The sequence below is a fragment of the Serratia ficaria genome, from assembly GCF_900187015.1.
In the GTDB taxonomy this organism is placed as follows: domain Bacteria; phylum Pseudomonadota; class Gammaproteobacteria; order Enterobacterales; family Enterobacteriaceae; genus Serratia; species Serratia ficaria.
This window is the reverse complement of the sequence record NZ_LT906479.1, coordinates 4,140,687-4,158,727: the sequence shown is the minus strand read 5'-3', so window position 1 is coordinate 4,158,727 and position 18,041 is coordinate 4,140,687. Positions and strand designations below refer to the sequence as shown.

At 62.1% G+C, this 18,041-nt stretch carries 14 protein-coding genes; 8 read left to right on the top strand and 6 right to left on the bottom strand.

Annotated features, from left to right (window positions below):
* The first annotated feature begins 3 nt into the window (after window positions 1–3).
* On the top strand, window positions 4–810 hold the full coding sequence (gene tcdA / locus CKW09_RS19620; protein WP_061796765.1) for a tRNA cyclic N6-threonylcarbamoyladenosine(37) synthase TcdA: 807 nt from the start codon (window positions 4–6) through the stop codon (window positions 808–810).
* On the opposite strand, the gene csdE is transcribed toward tcdA, so the two are convergent.
* Window positions 801–1,235 carry a cysteine desulfurase sulfur acceptor subunit CsdE gene (csdE, locus tag CKW09_RS19615; protein ID WP_061796763.1) on the bottom strand — a complete coding sequence of 145 codons (435 nt, stop codon included), beginning with the start codon at window positions 1,233–1,235 and terminating at the stop codon, window positions 801–803. The two genes, tcdA and csdE, sit on opposite strands and share 10 nt — an antisense overlap.
* 19 nt (window positions 1,236–1,254) lie before the next feature.
* The gene (gene csdA, locus CKW09_RS19610; protein WP_095098999.1) at window positions 1,255–2,460 is read right to left on the bottom strand and encodes a cysteine desulfurase CsdA; all 1,206 of its coding nucleotides are present in this window, start codon (window positions 2,458–2,460) and stop codon (window positions 1,255–1,257) included.
* Window positions 2,461–2,655: 195 nt separating this feature from the next.
* Between csdA and CKW09_RS19605 the strand changes: the two genes are divergently transcribed.
* From CKW09_RS19605 to rlmM, 4 genes are all read left to right on the top strand, one after another.
* The gene (locus CKW09_RS19605) at window positions 2,656–2,880 is read left to right on the top strand and encodes a YgdI/YgdR family lipoprotein (RefSeq protein ID WP_061796759.1); all 225 of its coding nucleotides are present in this window, start codon (window positions 2,656–2,658) and stop codon (window positions 2,878–2,880) included.
* Window positions 2,881–3,263: 383 nt separating this feature from the next.
* Window positions 3,264–4,181 (top strand): transcriptional regulator GcvA, encoded by a 918-nt coding sequence (locus tag CKW09_RS19600; RefSeq protein ID WP_061796757.1) that lies wholly within the window; start codon window positions 3,264–3,266, stop codon window positions 4,179–4,181.
* 51 nt (window positions 4,182–4,232) lie between these two features.
* Window positions 4,233–4,628, top strand: a complete 396-nt coding sequence (locus CKW09_RS19595) for a DUF423 domain-containing protein (protein WP_095098996.1) — start codon at window positions 4,233–4,235, stop codon at window positions 4,626–4,628.
* Window positions 4,621–5,724: a 23S rRNA (cytidine(2498)-2'-O)-methyltransferase RlmM gene (rlmM, locus tag CKW09_RS19590; RefSeq protein WP_095098993.1), complete on the top strand. Its 1,104-nt coding sequence runs from the start codon at window positions 4,621–4,623 to the stop codon at window positions 5,722–5,724. Before CKW09_RS19595 ends, rlmM begins: the two co-directional genes overlap by 8 nt.
* A 32-nt stretch (window positions 5,725–5,756) precedes the next feature.
* Here the strand turns inward: rlmM and xni are convergent, their stop codons facing one another.
* From xni to queF, 3 genes are all read right to left on the bottom strand, one after another.
* The gene (xni, locus tag CKW09_RS19585) at window positions 5,757–6,515 is read right to left on the bottom strand and encodes a flap endonuclease Xni (protein WP_061796752.1); all 759 of its coding nucleotides are present in this window, start codon (window positions 6,513–6,515) and stop codon (window positions 5,757–5,759) included.
* 55 nt (window positions 6,516–6,570) lie between these two features.
* Window positions 6,571–7,935, bottom strand: a complete 1,365-nt coding sequence (gene ppnN, locus CKW09_RS19580) for a nucleotide 5'-monophosphate nucleosidase PpnN (RefSeq protein ID WP_095098991.1) — start codon at window positions 7,933–7,935, stop codon at window positions 6,571–6,573.
* Between the two features lie 182 nt (window positions 7,936–8,117).
* A complete protein-coding gene (gene queF, locus CKW09_RS19575) occupies window positions 8,118–8,963 on the bottom strand; it encodes an NADPH-dependent 7-cyano-7-deazaguanine reductase QueF (RefSeq protein WP_061796749.1) in 846 nt (281 codons plus the stop codon).
* Between the two features lie 63 nt (window positions 8,964–9,026).
* On the opposite strand from queF, the gene syd reads away from it, so the two are divergent.
* Entirely contained in the window at window positions 9,027–9,578 is a 552-nt protein-coding gene (gene syd / locus CKW09_RS19570; protein WP_095098988.1) for a SecY-interacting protein, read from the top strand.
* Between the two features lie 595 nt (window positions 9,579–10,173).
* Here the strand turns inward: syd and CKW09_RS19565 are convergent.
* A complete protein-coding gene (locus tag CKW09_RS19565; protein WP_061796744.1) occupies window positions 10,174–11,412 on the bottom strand; it encodes an MFS transporter in 1,239 nt (412 codons plus the stop codon).
* 177 nt (window positions 11,413–11,589) lie between these two features.
* On the opposite strand from CKW09_RS19565, the gene CKW09_RS19560 reads away from it, so the two are divergent.
* Entirely contained in the window at window positions 11,590–11,916 is a 327-nt protein-coding gene (locus CKW09_RS19560; RefSeq protein WP_167387257.1) for a YqcC family protein, read from the top strand.
* Window positions 11,917–12,048: 132 nt separating this feature from the next.
* The gene (locus CKW09_RS19555; RefSeq protein WP_095098982.1) at window positions 12,049–18,003 is read left to right on the top strand and encodes an alpha-2-macroglobulin family protein; all 5,955 of its coding nucleotides are present in this window, start codon (window positions 12,049–12,051) and stop codon (window positions 18,001–18,003) included.
* Window positions 18,004–18,041: the final 38 nt, after the last annotated feature.

The following is an 18,041-nucleotide window of genomic DNA, read 5'->3' as shown; positions in this document are numbered from 1 at the left end:
GTTATGAGCACAGCTTATTCAGAAGCCTATCTGCAGCGGTTTGGCGGCACGGCACGGTTGTACGGTCAGCAGGCGTTGGCGCTGTTCGCCCAGGCTCACGTCTGCGTGATCGGCATCGGCGGCGTGGGCTCCTGGGCGGCCGAGGCGTTGGCGCGCACCGGCATCGGCGCCATTACCCTGATCGACATGGATGACGTCTGCGTCACCAACACCAACCGCCAGATCCATGCGCTGCGCCAGCACGTCGGCCAGTCGAAAACCGAGGTGATGGCCGAGCGCATTCTGACGATAAATCCGGAATGCCGCGTGACCTGCGTCGACGATTTCATCACCCCGGACAACGTCGCCGAGCTGCTGGACCATAACTTCAGCTATGTCATCGACGCGATCGACAGCGTACGGCCGAAGGCGGCGCTGCTGTCTTATTGCCGGCGCTACAAGATACCGGTGGTGACCACCGGCGGCGCCGGCGGGCAGATTGACCCGACCAAAATCGAGGTGGCCGATCTGGCGAAAACCGTCCAGGATCCGCTGGCGGCCAAGCTGCGCGAGCGGTTGAAGCATGACTTCAACGTGGTGAAAAACGGCAAGGGCAAACTGGGCATCGACTGCGTATTTTCCAGCGAACCGCTGGTTTATCCGCAGCCGGACGGTTCGGTGTGCGCCTCGCGCAGCACGGCGGAGGGGCCGAAACGCATGGACTGCAGCGCGGGATTTGGCGCGGCGACCATGGTCACCGCCACCTTTGGCTTTGTCGCGGTGTCCCATGCGTTGAAGAAGATGGTGGCCAAGGCGGCGCGTCAGGCGTAGCGGGCGGCGATCGTCTGCACGCCGGCGGCCAGCGCCGCCAGCCCGCTGGCGCGGGTGGCGCTGAGCTGGTTGCGCAAGTTCAATTGCTCGAACAGCGCCAGCGGATCCAGCGCCGTAATCTGCTGCGGCGTTTTGCCTTCCACCGCGGTCAGCAATACCGCCAGCAGGCCGCGCACGATGCGGCCTTCGCTGTCGCCGTAGAAGTGCAGCGTGCCGTCGGCCAGCCGCTGATGCCCCAGCCACACCCGGTTCTCACAGCCGCTCAGCTCTATTTCCGTATCCCGCAGCGCCTCCGGCAGCGGCGGCAGCCGCTTCGCCAGCATAATCAGTTGGCGATAGCGATCTTCCCACTGCTTTTGCGCGGTAAAGGCGGCGATCAGCGCCTCGGCGGTGATTTCACGGCCAAAGGGGTGGGGGGCTATCATGGCGTCTCCGGTCATCGGTTCAGTCGGCCAGCAGGTCGATGGCGTTGACCAGTGCGGCCACCAGCGCGTCGACGTCCTGCCGAGAATTATAGGGCGCAAAGGAGGCGCGCAGGGTGCCGCTGACGCCCAACGCGGTCATCAGCGGCTGGGCGCAGTGCTGGCCCGCGCGCAGCGCGATGCCCTGTTCCGCCAGCAGCGTGACGATATCGCTGTGGTGGACGCCGGCGATATCGAACGCCAGCAGGCTGGAGCCTGAACAGCGGAAGCTGCGAAAGCCAGGCAGCCGCGCCAGCCGCTGTTCGGCCTGGTCCGCCAGGCCGCGGCTGTAGGCCTCGGCAGCCGCCAGATCCTGGCCGCCCAACCAGCTCAGCGCGGCGGCCAACCCCAGCACGCCGGCGATGTTCGGCGTGCCGGCTTCGAAGCGGTGCGGGGGTTTTTGCGGCGTAAAGCCGTCAAACGACGCCTGGAGCAGCATTTTGCCGCCGCCCTGCCAGGGCGCCATCTGCGCCAGCAGGTCACTTTTGCCATACAGCGCGCCGATGCCGGTCGGGCCATAGAGTTTGTGGCCGGAGAAGGCGTAGAAATCGATATCGAGCCGCTGAACGTCGGCCGGGCAGTGCACGATGCCCTGGGCGCCGTCGATCATCACGCGCGCGCCTGCGTCGTGGGCCAGAGAGATGGCCTGCGCCAGCGCCGGGCAGCCGCCGGTGACGTTGGACATCTGCCCCAGCGCCAGCAGGCGCGTGTTGTCGGTGAGCAAGGCGGGCAGCAGGCTCAGGTCCGGCAGGCGATCGGCGCCGATCGGCAGCTTCACCACCCGGGCGCCGGTTTGTTCCGCCACCATCAGCCAGGGGATCAGGTTGGCGTGGTGCTCGGCTTCGCTCACCAGAATTTCGTCGCCCGGCTGCAGACGCGGGCGCGCATAGCTCTGCGCCACCAGGTTGATCGCCTCGGTGGTGCCGCGCGTCCAGACAATGTCATCGGCCGAAGGCGCATTGATCAGTGCGGCCACCTGGCTGCGCGCGTGCTCAAAACGGGCGGTCAGATCTTGCGCCGCCCGGTGCTGGCTGCGGTGCACGGTCGCGGCGTCGTCGCGGTAAAATTGCTGCGTGGCGTCGATCACCGCCTGCGGTTTTAACGCGGTGGCGGCGCTGTCCAGGTAGATCCCGTCCTGCGCGAGGGCGGGAAACTGCTGGCGAAAAATGCTGGGGTTAAAAGGCGTCATACCCTGATTGTCACTGGCTTGAGTCGATGGCTGATCCTGTCCTATTTTGCCGCCGGAGACAAGTTATCCCGCTCATTAGGACTTATCGCCTGGCAATCTCCGTAAGGTTTGTTATGCTGTTGATTGCGCGCTAAATGATAGCGTTGAATAACATAAAGGGTTTTTCACAGCATTTAAAACTACAAGGAGTCCACAATGAAGAAAACAGCCGCAGTTATCTCTGCCCTGATGCTTACGTTCACTCTGGCAGCCTGCTCCAGCAACTACGTGATGCATACCAATGACGGCCGCACCATTGTCGCTGACGGCAAACCTAAAGTGGACAACGACACCGGCATGATCAGCTATCAGGACGCCAACGGCGTTGAGCAGCAGATCAACCGTGCCGACGTGAAAGAAATGGTCGAAAGCGACCAGTAAACGTCAGGCAAAAAAAAGCACCGCAAATCTTGCGGTGCTGCATAAAATCACTATGGACAGACAGGGTAAATGTACAGGAAGTGAAAAAACAGTAGCTTAGCTACCACGTCCGGATTGCCGGACAATTTGCAAACACAACATCACAACCACAAGCCAAAAGTTCATCGGCGTCCTCGACACCCAATCCCTTTTCGTTCCGGCCCGGGAAGTGCCGCCACTATAGGTATTTGCTGGCGCATCCTCAACGGACAAATTATAATGGCTCGGATTAAAAAAACTAATGGCAATAGTTTGTTATACTCAACCCATGGCGTGCCACACAACGCCGCCTGATTTTTGACGCCGAATCATTCGGATTATTGTTACACAAAAGTAGCTAATTAATGTCTAAACGCTTACCCCCCCTTAATGCGCTGCGCGTTTTCGATGCGGCCGCCCGTCATCTGAGCTTTACCAAAGCGGCTGAGGAGCTGTTTGTGACCCAGGCCGCGGTGAGCCACCAGATCAAGTCGCTGGAGGATTTTCTCGGCCTGAAGCTGTTCCGGCGCCGCAACCGTTCGCTGTTGCTGACGGAGGAAGGGCAAAGCTACTACCTCGACATCAAGGAAATCTTTTCCTCGATCAACGAGGCGACGCGCAAGCTGCAGGCGCGCAGCGCCAAAGGGGCGCTGACCGTCAGTTTGCCGCCCAGTTTCGCCATTCAGTGGCTGGTGCCGAGACTCTCCGGCTTTAACTCAGCTTATCCGGGCATCGACGTGCGCATCCAGGCGGTGGACCGCGAAGAAGACAAGCTGGCGGACGACGTCGACGTGGCGATTTTCTATGGCCGCGGCAACTGGCCGGGGTTGCGCGCCGAGCGTCTGTATGCGGAATATCTGCTGCCGGTGTGTTCGCCGAGCCTGTTGGCCGGCGATCATCCGTTAAAAGTGACGGACGATCTGGCTTATCATACGCTGCTGCATGATACTTCCCGCCGCGACTGGCTGGCCTATACCCGCCAACTGGGGCTGCAGCACATCAACGTGCAGCAGGGGCCGATCTTCAGCCACAGCGCCATGGTGGTGCAGGCGGCGGTGCATGGCCAGGGCGTGGCGCTGGTGAATAACGTGATGGCGCAAACCGAAATCGAGGCCGGGCGCCTGGTGTGTCCCTTCAATGATGTGCTGGTCAGTAAAAATGCTTTTTATCTGGTATGTCATGACAGCCAGGCAGAACTGGGTAAAATAGCCGCCTTCCGCCAGTGGATCCTGGCGCGGGCAGCCAGCGAGCAGGAGAAATTCCGCTTTCGCTACGAACAATAAGGCAGGTTGCCGGCAGGCAGCCGCCGATTTTCTTTTATAGGGTAAATAACGATGAGCAGCCGTTCCATGCTGATTTTTGCCGCCATCAGCGGCTTTGTGTTTGTCGCGCTGGGCGCGTTCGGCGCGCACGTATTAAGCGGTACGCTCGGCGCCAATGAAATGGCCTGGATCCGCACCGGCCTGGAATATCAGGGCTTTCATACCCTGACCATCCTGGCGTTGGCGGTGGCGATGCAGCGCCGCGTGAGCCTGTGGTTCTACTGGAGCGGGGCGCTGTTGGCGCTCGGCACCGTTTTGTTCAGCGGCAGTCTGTACTGTCTGGCGCTGTCGCACCTGAAGGTCTGGGTCTATATCACGCCGGTTGGCGGCGTATGTTTCCTGATTGGCTGGGTATTGATGTTGATTGGCGCTTTGCGTCTGAGGAAAAAGGCCGAGCGCCATGAATAAGATTGCGTTGTACTGCCGCCCCGGCTTTGAGAAAGAGTGCGCGGCGGAAATTACCGACAAGGCAGCCCAGCTGGAAGTTTTCGGCTTTGCCCGAGTGAAAGACAACAGCGGCTACGTGCTGTTTGAATGTTATCAGCCGGATGACGCCGACCGTCTGGCGCGGGAAATCCCGTTCCGCGAGCTGATTTTCGCCCGCCAGATGCTGGTGGTGGGGGAGCTGCTGCGTGACCTGCCGCCGGAAGATCGGGTATCGCCGATCGTCGGCATGCTGATCGGCGTGGTCGATCGCGGCGGCGAGCTGCGGGTGGAAGTGCCGGACACCAACGAAAGCAAAGAGCTGATGAAGTTCTGCCGCAAGCTGACGGTGCCGCTGCGCGCCGCGATGCGCGAACAGAAAGTGCTGATGGCGCGTGAGAACCCGACGCGCCCGGTGGTGCACGTGTTCTTTATCGCCCCGGGGTGCTGCTACGTCGGCTATTCCTTCAGCAACAACAACTCGCCGTTCTATATGGGCATTCCGCGCCTGCGCTTCCCGTCGGATGCGCCGAGCCGCTCCACCCTGAAGCTGGAAGAGGCGTTTCACGTCTTCATTCCCGCCGACGAGTGGGACGAACGCCTGGCCAGCGGCATGCACGCGGTCGATCTGGGCGCCTGCCCGGGCGGCTGGACCTATCAGCTGGTGAAGCGCAGCATGATGGTGCACTCGGTGGATAACGGCCCGATGGCGCCGAGCCTGATGGAGACCGGACAGGTCACCCACCACCGCGCCGACGGTTTTAAATTCGAACCGACCAGCAGCAAAATTTACTGGCTGGTGTGCGACATGGTGGAAAAACCGGCCAAGGTGACCAGCCTGATGATCCAGTGGCTGGTGAAAGGCTGGTGCCGTGAAGCCATCTTCAACCTGAAGCTGCCGATGAAAAAGCGTTACGAGGAAGTGTCGCAGAACCTGCAGAGCATCCGCGAAGCGCTGGCGGCGGCGGGCATCAGCGCCGAGGTGCATGCCAAGCAGCTGTATCACGATCGCGAAGAGATCACCGTGCACGTGCGCCGCATGTGGTCGGCCGTTCCCGGCCGGCGCGACGAGCGCGACTGATTTATCGCCAAGGGGCGCTGCGTGCAGCGCCCTTAGTTTATCGGCAAACGCAGCTGCTGCAGGTTGCCGTCCAGCGTCAGGTCGGTACGCAACGTGGCGACCCGTTTGCTGATATAAGCCAGCTCGCGGTGTTTTTGCAGTTTGCCGCGCCACTTCTCCGGCACCTGCTCCAGTTCCTGGTACAGCCCATCCAGACTTCCCCGCTGTTGCAACAACAACACCGCCGTTTTGGGGCCGATGCCGGCTACGCCGGGGATCTTGCTGCTGCCGATACCCGCCAGCCCCCAATAATCCGGCAGCTGCTGCGGTGAAACGCCGAATTCCTGTTGGACAAACGGCAGGTCCAGCCAGCGTTTCTGAAAGTAATCGCGGATCTGCACCTGCGGCGCCAGCAGTTGGCAGTAGCCTTTGTCGGTGGAAACGATGGTGACCTGATGGCCGCCGCCGGCGATTTTCGCCGTCAGCGTGGCCGCCAGATCGTCCGCTTCGTTGCCCGGCGAATGCCAGCTGGCGACGCCCAGTTCGGCGAACGCCCGGCGCAGCTGCGGCATTTCCTGCTGCAGGTTCTCCGGCATCGGCGAGCGGCCGGCCTTGTAGTCGGGCAGGATTTGGTGGCGCCAGCTCTCGCTGCGGTCGTCTTCGTCGAACACCGCCACCGCGTGCGTCGGCCGGCTGTGCTGAATCAGCTGCGCGAGCGCATGCCGGCAGGCGTTCACGCAGGGGGAACCCTGCACCGCGTGGATGCGGCGGATGAGGTTCAGGGCGTCGACAATCAGTAGATGTATCATCATGGGCTGCAAGGTCAGAAAAAAGAAGGGCGGCCGTCGCGCCGCCCGGGATTGAGAGTCAGGCTACGATTTCATAGCAGGGCACGTAGGCGCTGCCCGGCAGCTTCATGCGGTGCTGGGCGACGAAGCCCTGCAGCAGGCTGTCCATTTGCTTCATCATCTGCGGTTCGCCGTGCAGCTTGTAAGGGCCGAACTGCTCGATGGCGTGAATGCCGTTTTCCTTCACGTTGCCGGCCACGATGCCGGAGAACGCGCGCCGCAGCGCAGCGGCCAGCTGCTCCGCCGGTTGATCCGGGTACAGGTTGAGATTGGCCATGTTTTCATGGGTCGGCTCGAATGGCAGCTGCAGATCCGGCGCGATGCGGATCGACCAGTTGAAGCTGTAGGCGTCGCCGGTGTTGCGGCGGTTTTCCTTCACCAACGGCATGGCTTTTTTCATCTGACGCGCCACCTCCGCCGGGTCATCGATGATGATGCTGTAGTGGCGGCGTGCCTCGTCGCCCAGCGTATTCATGATGAACTCATCCAGCACGCGGAAGTAATCGGCGCTCTCTTTCGGCCCGGTCAGGATCAGCGGCAGCACCTGCTCGCTGTTCTCCGGATTCATCAGGATGCCCAGCAGGTACAGCAACTCTTCCGCCGTGCCGACGCCGCCCGGGAAGATGATGATGCCGTGGGCGATGCGCACGAAGGCCTCCAGGCGCTTTTCGATGTCCGGCATGATCACCAGCTCGTTGACCAGCGGGTTAGGCGGCTCGGCGGCGATGATCGAAGGTTCGGTCATGCCGATAAAGCGGCTGTTGTGGTAGCGCTGCTGCGCATGGCCGACCGCCGCGCCCTTCATCGGCGCTTCCATCGCGCCCGGCCCGCAGCCGGTGCAGATGTTCAGCTCGCGCAGGCCCAGCTGGCTGCCGACCTTGCGCGCATAGAGGTATTCGTTTTCGTTGATCGAGTGGCCGCCCCAGCACACCACCATGTTGGGATCTTCGTCCAGATGCAGCGCGCGGGCATTGCGCAGGATGGAGAACACCAGGTTGGTGATATGGGCCGAGTTTTCCAGGTTCAGGTGCTGGAAACTGCCGGCGCTGTCGATCTGGCCGTGCACGAACAGGATGTCGCGCAGCACGGCGAACAGGTTGGCCTGCAGCGAGCGGATAATGCGGCCGTCGACGAAAGCGTCTTCCGGCGGGTTGACCAGCTCCAGCTTCACCCCGCGCTCGCGGCGCAGCACGTTGATATCAAAGGTTTCATAGCGGGACAACAGCTGTTTGCTGTTGTCGGTCTGGCTGCCGGAGTTCAACACGGCCAGCGAACAGTTGCGGAACAGGCGGTACAGGTCGCTGCTGGCGGTGCGCTTCAGCATGTCTACTTCCAGCTGCGACAACAAATCCATAGAGCCAAGCGGGCTGATGTGTGTAATCAAGGTAACTCCTTCGCTCCCGATGCGGGGCAGTAGTAATCCATACGCAGCAAAACAGCATCTCGTTATGGGCGGCGCGCGGCGGCAAGCGCCTGATGGCGCACCTGATTTAACCTTACCGCCGTCACCTGACTTTTACCAATACAAACCGCTCGTTAGCTCAGTTGTTGAGCAGCGTTGCGCACTTATTGGCGCGCCAGGCGGCCGTGCGCGGGCGAGAAGTCGACGTTGCTGCGCCACGGATTGATGTCCAGCCCGCCGCGGCGGGTGTAGCGGGCGTACACCGTCAGGCTCTGCGGGCGGCAATAGCGCATCAGATCGTTGAAGATGCGTTCGACGCACTGTTCGTGGAATTCATTGTGATGGCGGAAGGACACCAGATAGCGCAGCAGCGCCTCGCGGTCGAGTTTCCCGCCGCGATAATGGATTTGCACCGAACCCCAGTCCGGCTGATGGGTGATCAGGCAGTTGGATTTCAGCAGATGGCTGACCAGCCGTTCTTCCACCACCTCGGCGCCCGCGGCGTTCTGCAGGTAGTCGGCGTTGAACTCATAGTTATCGATGCGAATGTCCTGGTGGTCGATGCATTCTCCCTCCAGGCGGGCGATAGCGCTGCCTTCGAGCTGTTCGACGCTGAACAGGGTGACGCTCACCTCTCCCTGGGCGCAGGCGGACAAATCGCGCTGCAGCGTGGCGCGCACGCTTTCCCGGTCGGCAAACGGCGTTTGGTTGAAGCTGTTGAGATACAGCTTGAAGCTCTTGGATTCGATCAGGTTGAGGCTGTCGGCGTTGAGGCTGATTTCGCCCACCGCCACCTGCGGCAGCCCGTTGGCGTTCAGCCAGGAGAGCTCATACAGCGTCCAGATGTCCGCGCCGTGGAACGGCAGGCTGTCGGCGGACAAACCCAGCGGCTCGCGGTTCATGCTGCGCGGCACCGCCTGCAGCAGAGCGGCGTCGTAGCTGTCGCGATAGGCGGTGGGTTTGCCCAGCGTCAGTTCCGACAGGGCCTGGTGGTCTTGATATGAGGACATCTGCTGTCACCTTGGTAATAGATAGGTACAATGGCCCCCAGTTTAACGTATGCGAGAATAAATATGGATCACGATGTCACCCACGCCCTGCGTGAATTCACCCAGCGCTATGTCGAGCTGTGGCGGCAGGAACGCGGCCATGCGCCGGCCAGCCAGGCGCTGTATGGCGTGCCGTCGCCCTGCATCGTGGAAAATCGCGCTGACGAGGTGTGGTGGCTGCCGCAGCCTTTCACCCCCGCCGCGACGCTGGAAAAGGTGGAGACCGCGCTGGAACTGAGGCTGCAGCCGGATGCGCACCTTTTTTACACCCAGCAGTATGCGGGCGACATGGACGCCCGGTTCGGCGAGCACCGCCTGAGCCTGCTGCAGGTTTGGAGCGAGGACGACTTCATTCGCCTGCAGGAAAACCTGATCGGCCATCTGGTGACCCAGAAACGCCTGAAGCTGTCGCCGACCCTGTTCCTGGCCACCACCGAATCCGAAATGACCATGGTGTCGCTGTGCAACGTCAGCGGCAACGTGGTGCTGGAGCAGTTCGGCAGCGATAAGCGCACGCTGCTGGCGGCGACGCTGGGGAATTTCCTCGACGCATTGCGCCCGACGCTGGCGGCCTGAGGCCGAAATCGGTCGTTTCCTTGTGAGAGATCTCTCACACGGGCTGTGAGAGATCGCTTTTAATTTTCCCTGCCCGCCGCGGCCGGTTGGGCTTATTGTTATCCAGATCAATTGGTTAGAAATTCTTTAGGATAACTCTTAGGGGAAAATTAACCTGCGCTACCGGCCAAGCCCTTGTGATCGCGGGGGAATTGGGCGATCTTATGCCTACCGGAAGGGAACCGGCGGAGCGGGAAAGCATCAGGACGATGCAGCTTCAGGATGAAGAAAGGGATGCGCTCAACGAAGAGCGAAGGATGGCGTCAGGAGATGCCCAGGATGTTTCAGGATTGAAACCAGGGACACCTCCAGGACGGAGATTGAGAGCCGACACAGGACCGTCGGCGGGTCAGGAAGACTGAGGAACCGCGTCAGGACGGCGCTGCAGGATGATGCATGGAGCTTTTGGTCCGGATGACCGCAGGAAAAGTTTTCAAGGATTGAGCAGGGAGCACACTGTGTAGCGGGACAGCTATAAAACGAACCGGGGGCACTGTTAACGCAGTGCCCCCAACTTTTTTGTCGCCGGCCGTTCCCGTCCGACCTATCGCCATCGTTAACCAATCGCGCCCAGCGTATCGCCGGAGACCTGCTTTTTCGGCAGCAGGAACAGCGTGGCGTAAATATCCAGCAGATAGATAGCCGCCAGCAGGCTGATTGCCGCCGTGAAAGAAACCTGCGTCACCAGCGCGCCGATCACCAATGGCCCCAAGCCGCCAACGCCGCGCCCCAGGTTGAACAGGATGTTTTGCGCGGTGGCGCGGGCCTGTACCGGGTAGGTATCGGAAATCAGCGCGCCATAGCCGCCGATCATGCCGTTGACGAACATCCCCATCAGCGCGCCGGCGAACAGCATCAGCGTCGGATCACTCAGCTGCGCATAGCCGATCACCATCACCACGGCGCCAACCTGATAAACGATAAAAATCTTCCAGCGGGCGAAGCGATCGGCCAACAGGCCGAACAGCCAGATGCCGAAGGTCATGCCAATCACCGTCACCGCCGTCCACAGGCCGGATTTAGTCAGCGAGAAACCGAAGTTTTTCGCCAGGTAGGTCGGCATCCAGATCATCAATCCGTAATAACCGAAGTTCTGCACCGAGCACAAAATGAAGATGCCGACGCTGGCCTTGCTGGTGGCGCGATCCTTAAACAGCAGGCGCAGGCGTTGGCCGAACGACAGCGACGACCCGAGATCTTTCTGCCGCGTGAAGGCTTCCGGCTCCCCCATGGTGCGGCGGATCAGGAACGACACCAGCGCCGGCAGCAGCCCGACCAGGAACATGCCGCGCCAGCCGATATGGGGCAGCAGCAGCGGCGTGAGGAAGGCGGCGGCCAGCACGCCCAGCTGCCAGCCCATGCCGACGTAGGCCGAGGCGCGGTTGCGCTTCTCCGCCGGCCAGGCTTCGGCGATCAGGGCCATGCCGATGCCGAATTCGCCGCCCAGCCCGATGCCGGCCAGCGTGCGGTAAGCCAGCAGATCCCAGTAGCCCTGCGCCACGGCGCACAAGCCGGTAAACAGCGAGAACATCAGGATGGTGATGGTGAGCACCCGGATGCGGCCGAAACGGTCGCTGAGGTGGCCGAAAATCACGCCGCCCAGCACCGCGCCGATCAGCGTCCAGGTGACCAGCGAACCGGCGGCCGATGAGGTTAACCCCAGTTCAATGCTGATGGCCGGCAGCATAAAGCCGAGGATCAGCAGGTCGAAACCGTCCATGGCGTAGCCGGTGACCGAGGCCAGCATGGCCTTGCCGGGCGTGGCGTGATTTGTTGTCTGTGTGGTGGCTGACATCTGTCTAATCTGTATGGAGTATTCGGTGGGCTTATTGTGCCGTGGGTCGGCGGGCGCCACCAGATAAAAACCGCCGCGAGCGTCACGTCAGCCGAATTTAGGCTATAAAAATGCTATGCTTTGCCGCCTTTCAGCCATGCGGCTGAACATCATGATGAAAATAGATCGGGAATGCAGATGAGTATACATAATCAGGTTCGCCACAGTTTGCAGGCGATTGAACAATCCATGCGTGATTTGGGCCTGTGGCAGGCCGCGTCGCCTGAGCCTGAGGCGCTCGCCAGCCCCGAACCCTTCTGCGTCGACACCATGCCGGCCGAAGCCTGGCTGCAGTGGGTGTTTTTGCCGCGCATGCACGCGCTGCTGGATGCCGAGGCGCCGTTGCCGACGCGTTTCGCCCTCACGCCGTATTTTGAACTGGCGCTGAAGGACAACGATCCGAACTGCCTGCCGCTGTTGGTGCTGCTGCAGCGGCTGGACCTGATGTTGAATAAAGACGCCTGATCCGGCGGGCAGTCGCGTTTTTTCACCAGCCGGCATAGTAATGTAGTACGCAGACGCCAGGACAGGCATTCGGCGGCGTCTTTCGGACCCGATGGCTCGGGGATCTGTAAAGGATGATAAGGTGCTGCAATAATGGATTTATTAAGGTTTGTCCTTCGTCTGCCTTTTACTCTGGTAAAAGCCGCGTTTCGCCTGTTGGCGCTGGCGTTGGCGCTGCTGGGGCGGCTGTTGCGGCCCTTGGTCGGCAATATCGACTGGCGCGCGCCGGCCTGGTGGGGGGCGCTGCCGCGGGCCTTTGCGCGGCTGGAAAGCGGGGTGGACCAACACCCGAAGGCCATCAGCCTGGCGTTGCTGCTGTTGCTGTGCGCCGCGGGCGGCGCCTTTTACGGCTGGCACTGGTGGCAGAATCGGCCGCAGCCGATCGAGCCGGCGCCGCTGGCGTATCAGCAAACCAGCGTGCAGGTTGCCAATCCCGAGCCGGTTGATTACGCCGCGCAGACGCTGTCGCCGCAGGCGATGAGCCTGGCGTTCAGCAACTCGGCGGCGCCGCTGACCGGGGTGGGCAAGGCGGTCAGCCAGGGGATCCGGCTCAAGCCGGCCGCTGAAGGCCAGTGGCGCTGGAGCAACGGCTGGACCCTGGTCTTCACGCCGAAAAAACCGTTGCCGATGGGCGCGCAATACGAAGTCAACCTCGATCCCGCCACGTTGCTGGCGCCGCAGATCAAACTCGCCACGACCCGTTATACCTTCAAGGTGCCGGCCTTCGACTACCGCCTGGGGCAGGCCGAGTATTACCGTGATCCGCAGGATCCGCAAAAGCGCAGCGCCATCTTCAACCTGAAGTTCAATGCGCCGGTGGATGTCGCCAGCTTTGAAAAACAGGTCTCGCTGGGGCTGAAAGAAGGCAACGCCGCGTCGGAGAAAAAGCTCAATTTCTCGCTGGTTTACGATGAGAAAAAATTGAATGCCTGGGTCCACTCCGAACCGCTGCAGGCGCTGGATCAGGGCGGGGCGGTGCATCTGACCGTCGGCCAGGGCGTCAAAGCGACGGTGCCCGCCAACGCCGTCGGCGAAGCGAAGAGCAACTGGGTGGCGGTGCCGAACCTGTACAGCCTGGCGCTGAACGACGTCAGCGCTCAGGTGGTGGATGCCGATGGCGCCAAAGGGCAACGCGCCCTGATCCTCGTTTTCAGCGATGCGGTGAAGGATAAGGCGCTGGCGCGCGGCGTCAAAGCCTGGCTGCTGCCGCAGCACGATCCCAACGATCCCGCGGCGGCCGGGGATGCGGATGATTTCCATCAGTGGGATACCGACAGCGTCGCCAAAAACGTGCTGGCGCAGTCGACGCCGCTGCCCCTGACGCTTAACGAGGCGGAAGAGGCCTATCAGCCGCAGTTCAGCTTCAGGTTCGACGCGCCGGCGCACCGCTTTATGCTGATCGAGATCGACAATCAGCTGGTCTCTTCGGGCGGCTACAAAATGCCGAAAAAGGCCTATCGCGTGGTCGAGGTGCCGGAATTCCCGAAATCGCTGCGGTTCATGTCGCAGGGCTCGCTGCTGTCGGTTAACGGCGACAAGCAAATCAGCGTGGCGGCGCGCAACGTGGCCGGGCTGCGGCTGGACATCAAGCGGGTGATCCCGAGCCAGCTGCAGCACATCGTTTCCTTGAAAAGCCGCGAATACTCCTCCGCGGAATTTAACCGGCTCAATGACCAATACTTCACCGAGCATTTCAAATACCAGACGGCGCTCAATAACGATCGCCCGGGCGAGGCGAATTACCGGGGCATCGACCTCTCGCGCTATCTGTCCACCAACCCGGATTCCCACCGCGGCGTGTTCCTGCTGACGCTGTCCGAATGGCAGCCGAACCAGAAGCCGGAGGCGGAAGAAGACGCCGAACGGCAGGAAGAGGGCGACGACGCGGCCCCGGTGGGCGATTCGCGTTTTGTGGTGGTGACCGATTTGGGCATCGTCGCCAAACGTTCGCAGGATAAAACGCACGATGTATTCGTACAGTCGATCCACAGCGGCGCGCCGGTCGGCAACGCGAAGGTGTCGGTGATCGCCAAAAACGGCGTCGCTTTGCTCAACCGGACGACCGACGCCAATGGCCACGTGCGTTTCCCGGCGCTGGATGTCTATACCCATGAGCGCCAGCCGGTGATGTTCCTGGTGGAGAAAGAGGGGGATGTCTCCTTCCTGCCGACCGGCGGTTATCACGATCGCGGGCTGGACTTCTCGCGTTTCGACGTTGCCGGCGAAGAAACGCCGACCGATCCGCGCGCGCTCGGCAGCTACCTGTTCTCCGATCGGGGCGTTTACCGCCCGGGCGATACCTTCAATATCGGTTTGATCACCCGCGCCGCCGACTGGAGCCTGGGGCTGGCCGGCGTGCCGGTGCGCGCCGAGGTGCGCGATCCGCGCGACAAGCTGATGGCCACGCTGCCGTTGACCCTCGGCGCCAGCGGGTTCAATGAGCTGAGCTATGCCACCGATGAAAATTCGCCGACCGGCGAGTGGAACGTCTATCTGTACCTGATCGGCAAGAACAACGACACCTCGACGCTGCTGGGCCATACCTCAGTCAACGTGAAAGAGTTCGAACCGGATCAACTGAAGGTGAAGCTGGAACTGACGCCGGATCGCCGGCAGGGCTGGGTGAAACCTTCGGAGCTGCAGGCCGGCATCGACGTGCAGAACCTGTTCGGCACCCCGGCGCAGGATCGTCGGGTGACCTCGAAGCTGACGCTGCGGCCGACGTACCCGAGCTTCGATCGCTACCCTGATTACGCCTTCTACGAAAACCGCCGCAACAACGACGGCTTCGAAACCGAGCTGGAAGACCGCACCACCGATGAGCGGGGAACGGCCAATATTCCGCTGGACCTGAAGTCCTATGGCGACGCCACTTACCAGCTGCAGCTGCTGTCGGAAGCCTTTGTCGCCGGCGGCGGGCGCTCGGTGGCGGCCACCGCCCGGACGCTGGTCTCCCCTTATGATTATCTGGTGGGCGTGAAGGCCGACGGCGATTTGGGCTACATCAACCGCGATGCGGTGCGCCACCTGAACGTGATCGCCATAGATCCGACGCTGAAACAGATCGCCTTGCCGGGCCTGAAGCGGGTGCTGATCGAACAGAAGTACATTTCCGTGCTGACCAGGCAGGATTCGGGCGTTTACAAATACCAGTCGAAGATGAAGGAAATTCCGCTGTCGGAGCAGCCGCTGGCGCTGAGCGAACGGGGCAACGACCTGCGGCTCGCCACCGATAAGCCGGGCGATTTCGTGTTGGCGGTCGAGGATGCGCAGGGCAAGACGCTGAACCGCGTCGCCTACAGCGTGGCCGGCAACGCCAACCTCAGCCGCTCGCTGGACCGCAACGCCGAACTGAAGCTGAAGCTGAACCGGGCGGAATACCAGCCCGGTGACGAGATAGAGGTGGCGATCACCGCCCCTTATACCGGCAGCGGCCTGATCACCATCGAAAAGGATCGGGTTTACGCCTGGCAGTGGTTCCACACCGACACCACCAGCTCGGTGCAGAAAATTCGCCTGCCGGCCGGCATGGAGGGCAACGGTTACGTTAACGTGCAGTTCGTGCGCGACGTCAACTCCAGAGAGATCTTCATGAGCCCGCTGAGCTACGGCGTCATGCCGTTCAAAATCAGCACCCGCGCGCGGCAGAACGGGCTGGAGATAACGGCGCCGGCGGTGATCAAACCGGGTGAAAACCTGACGATGACGGTGAAAACCGACGGCCCGCAGCAGGTGGCGCTGTTCGCCGTCGACGAGGGCATCCTGCAGGTTGCCCGCTACCGGCTGAAAGATCCGCTGGAGTTCTTCTTCAGCAAACGCGAACTGAGCGTGAGCAGCTCGCAGATCCTCGACCTGATCCTGCCGGAGTTCAGCAAGCTGATGGCGCTGACGGCGGCGCCGGGCGGCGATGGCGGCGAAGGGCTGGATCTCAACCTGAACCCGTTCAAACGCAAGCGCGACAAGCCGGTGGCCTACTGGTCCGGCATCGGCGAAGTGAACGGCGAGAAACAGTTCGTGTATCCGGTGCCGGATTACTTCAACGGTAAAATCCGCGTGATGGCGATCTCGGCGACGCCGGACAAAATCGGCAAGGCGCAAACCGCGGCGACGGTGCGCGATAATTTCATCATGACGCCAAACGTGCCGGCGATGGTCGCGCCCGGCGATGAGTTCGACGTCAGCGTGGGCGTCAGCAACAACCTTGAAGGGCTGAATGGCCAATCGGTCGCGGTGAACCTTCAGCTGACGCCGCCGCCGCAGCTGGAGGTGGTGGGCAACGCCGCGCAAAGCCTGACGCTGGCGGAAAAACGCGAGGGGGTGGTCAACTTCCGCCTGCGCGCCAGGGCCGCACTGGGGGACGCGCCCCTGGTGTTCGACGCGCGCTACGGCGACAAAGCCAGCCGCCGCACCATCAGCACCTCGGTGCGCCCGGCGATGCCGTATCGCACCCAGTCGGTGATGGGACGGATGAGCGGCGCCAGCCAGAAGGTCGACGGCCTGCGCCAGATGTTCGACGCCTATGCGCAGCGCCGGGCGGCGGTATCCCATTCGCCGCTGGTGCTGACCCGCGGGCTGGCGCAGTACCTGGCGGATTACCCCTATTATTGCTCGGAACAGATCGTCAGCCGCGCCATCCCGCTGATGCTGCAGAGCCGCCATCCGGAAATGCAGAGCGGGCTGAGCCAGGCGGAGGTCGGCAAACAGCTGAATACTCTGCTTGGCGTGCTGCGCTCGCGCCAGAATGACAGCGGGGCGATCGGCGCCTGGCGGTCATCGCCGGACGCCGATCCTTTCGTCACGCCTTATGTGGTGCAGTACCTGCTGGAGGCGAAAGAGGCCGGCTATGCGCTGCCGGAGGGCATGCTCGACGAAGCCAACGGCGCGCTGCGCGAGCTGGCGGCCAGCGGCTTTGACGATCTGTACCTGCTGCGTCTGCGCAGCTGGGCTGTCTATCTGCTGACGCGCCAGGGGGAAGTGACCACCAACTCGCTGGCCGCGGTGCAGGATACGCTGCAAAAACGCTATCCGGACCACTGGAAAACCGACCTGAGCGCGCTGTATCTGGCGTCATCCTATCGGTTGCTGAAGATGGATGACGAGGCGGCCGCGTTGCTGCAGCCGAGCTGGCAGCAGCTGAGCAAGGCCTATGACCAGGCCTGGTGGACGCAGAACTATTTCGATCCGCTGGTGCAGGATGCGACGCGGCTCTATTTGATTACCCGCCACTTCCCGGAGAAGGTGGCGTCGATCCCGCCGCAGGTGTTGGAGAACATGGTGCGGGCGTTGAAAGAAGAGCGCTACACCACCTATTCCTCGGCGATGAGCATCCTGGCGCTGGAGAGCTATTCGGCCCAGGTGACGGCGCAGCCTGCCGCCGGAGGCGCGCTGGGCATCGCCCAACTCGATCGGGGCGGCCAGCCGCGGGGCATTGCGGCGCTGCAGGGGCTGTTCGCTCAGGGGCGGTTTACCGCTGACGCCGCCGCGCTGCGCTTCAGCAACGAGGGCGATGCGCCGGCCTGGTACGTGGTGACGCAGTCGGGTTATGACCTGGCGGCACCGCAGAAGGCGCTGTCGCGCGGCCTGGAGATCACCCGAGATTACACCGATGAGCAGGGCAAACCCTTGGCGCAGGTCCGGCTGGGGCAGAAGGTCAACGTGCATCTGAAAATCCGCGCCAATGCCAAAGAGGGGCAGAGCAATCTGGCGATCGTGGATCTGCTGCCGGGCGGGTTCGAAGTGGTGCAGCAAACGCCGCCGGAGGCGGGCGGCGAAGAGGGCGAAGGCGACGCGGCCGGCGGCTGGCGGTCGCCGTTGGCCGCCGCGGGCTCCAGCTGGGCGCCGGACTACAGCGATATCCGCGAAGACCGGGTGATCATTTACGGCAGCGCCGGCACCGAGGTGCAGGAGTTCGTTTATCAGATCAAGGCCACCAATACCGGCAGCTTTGTTATTCCGCCGGCCTACGGCGAAGCCATGTACGATCGTGAAGTGCAGGCCATGTCGGTCGGCAGCGGTAAGCTGGTGGTGGTGCCGGCTGACAACCCCTAGGCGGCGATCGGCGCCAGGCAAGCGTCTGGCGCCGGGGC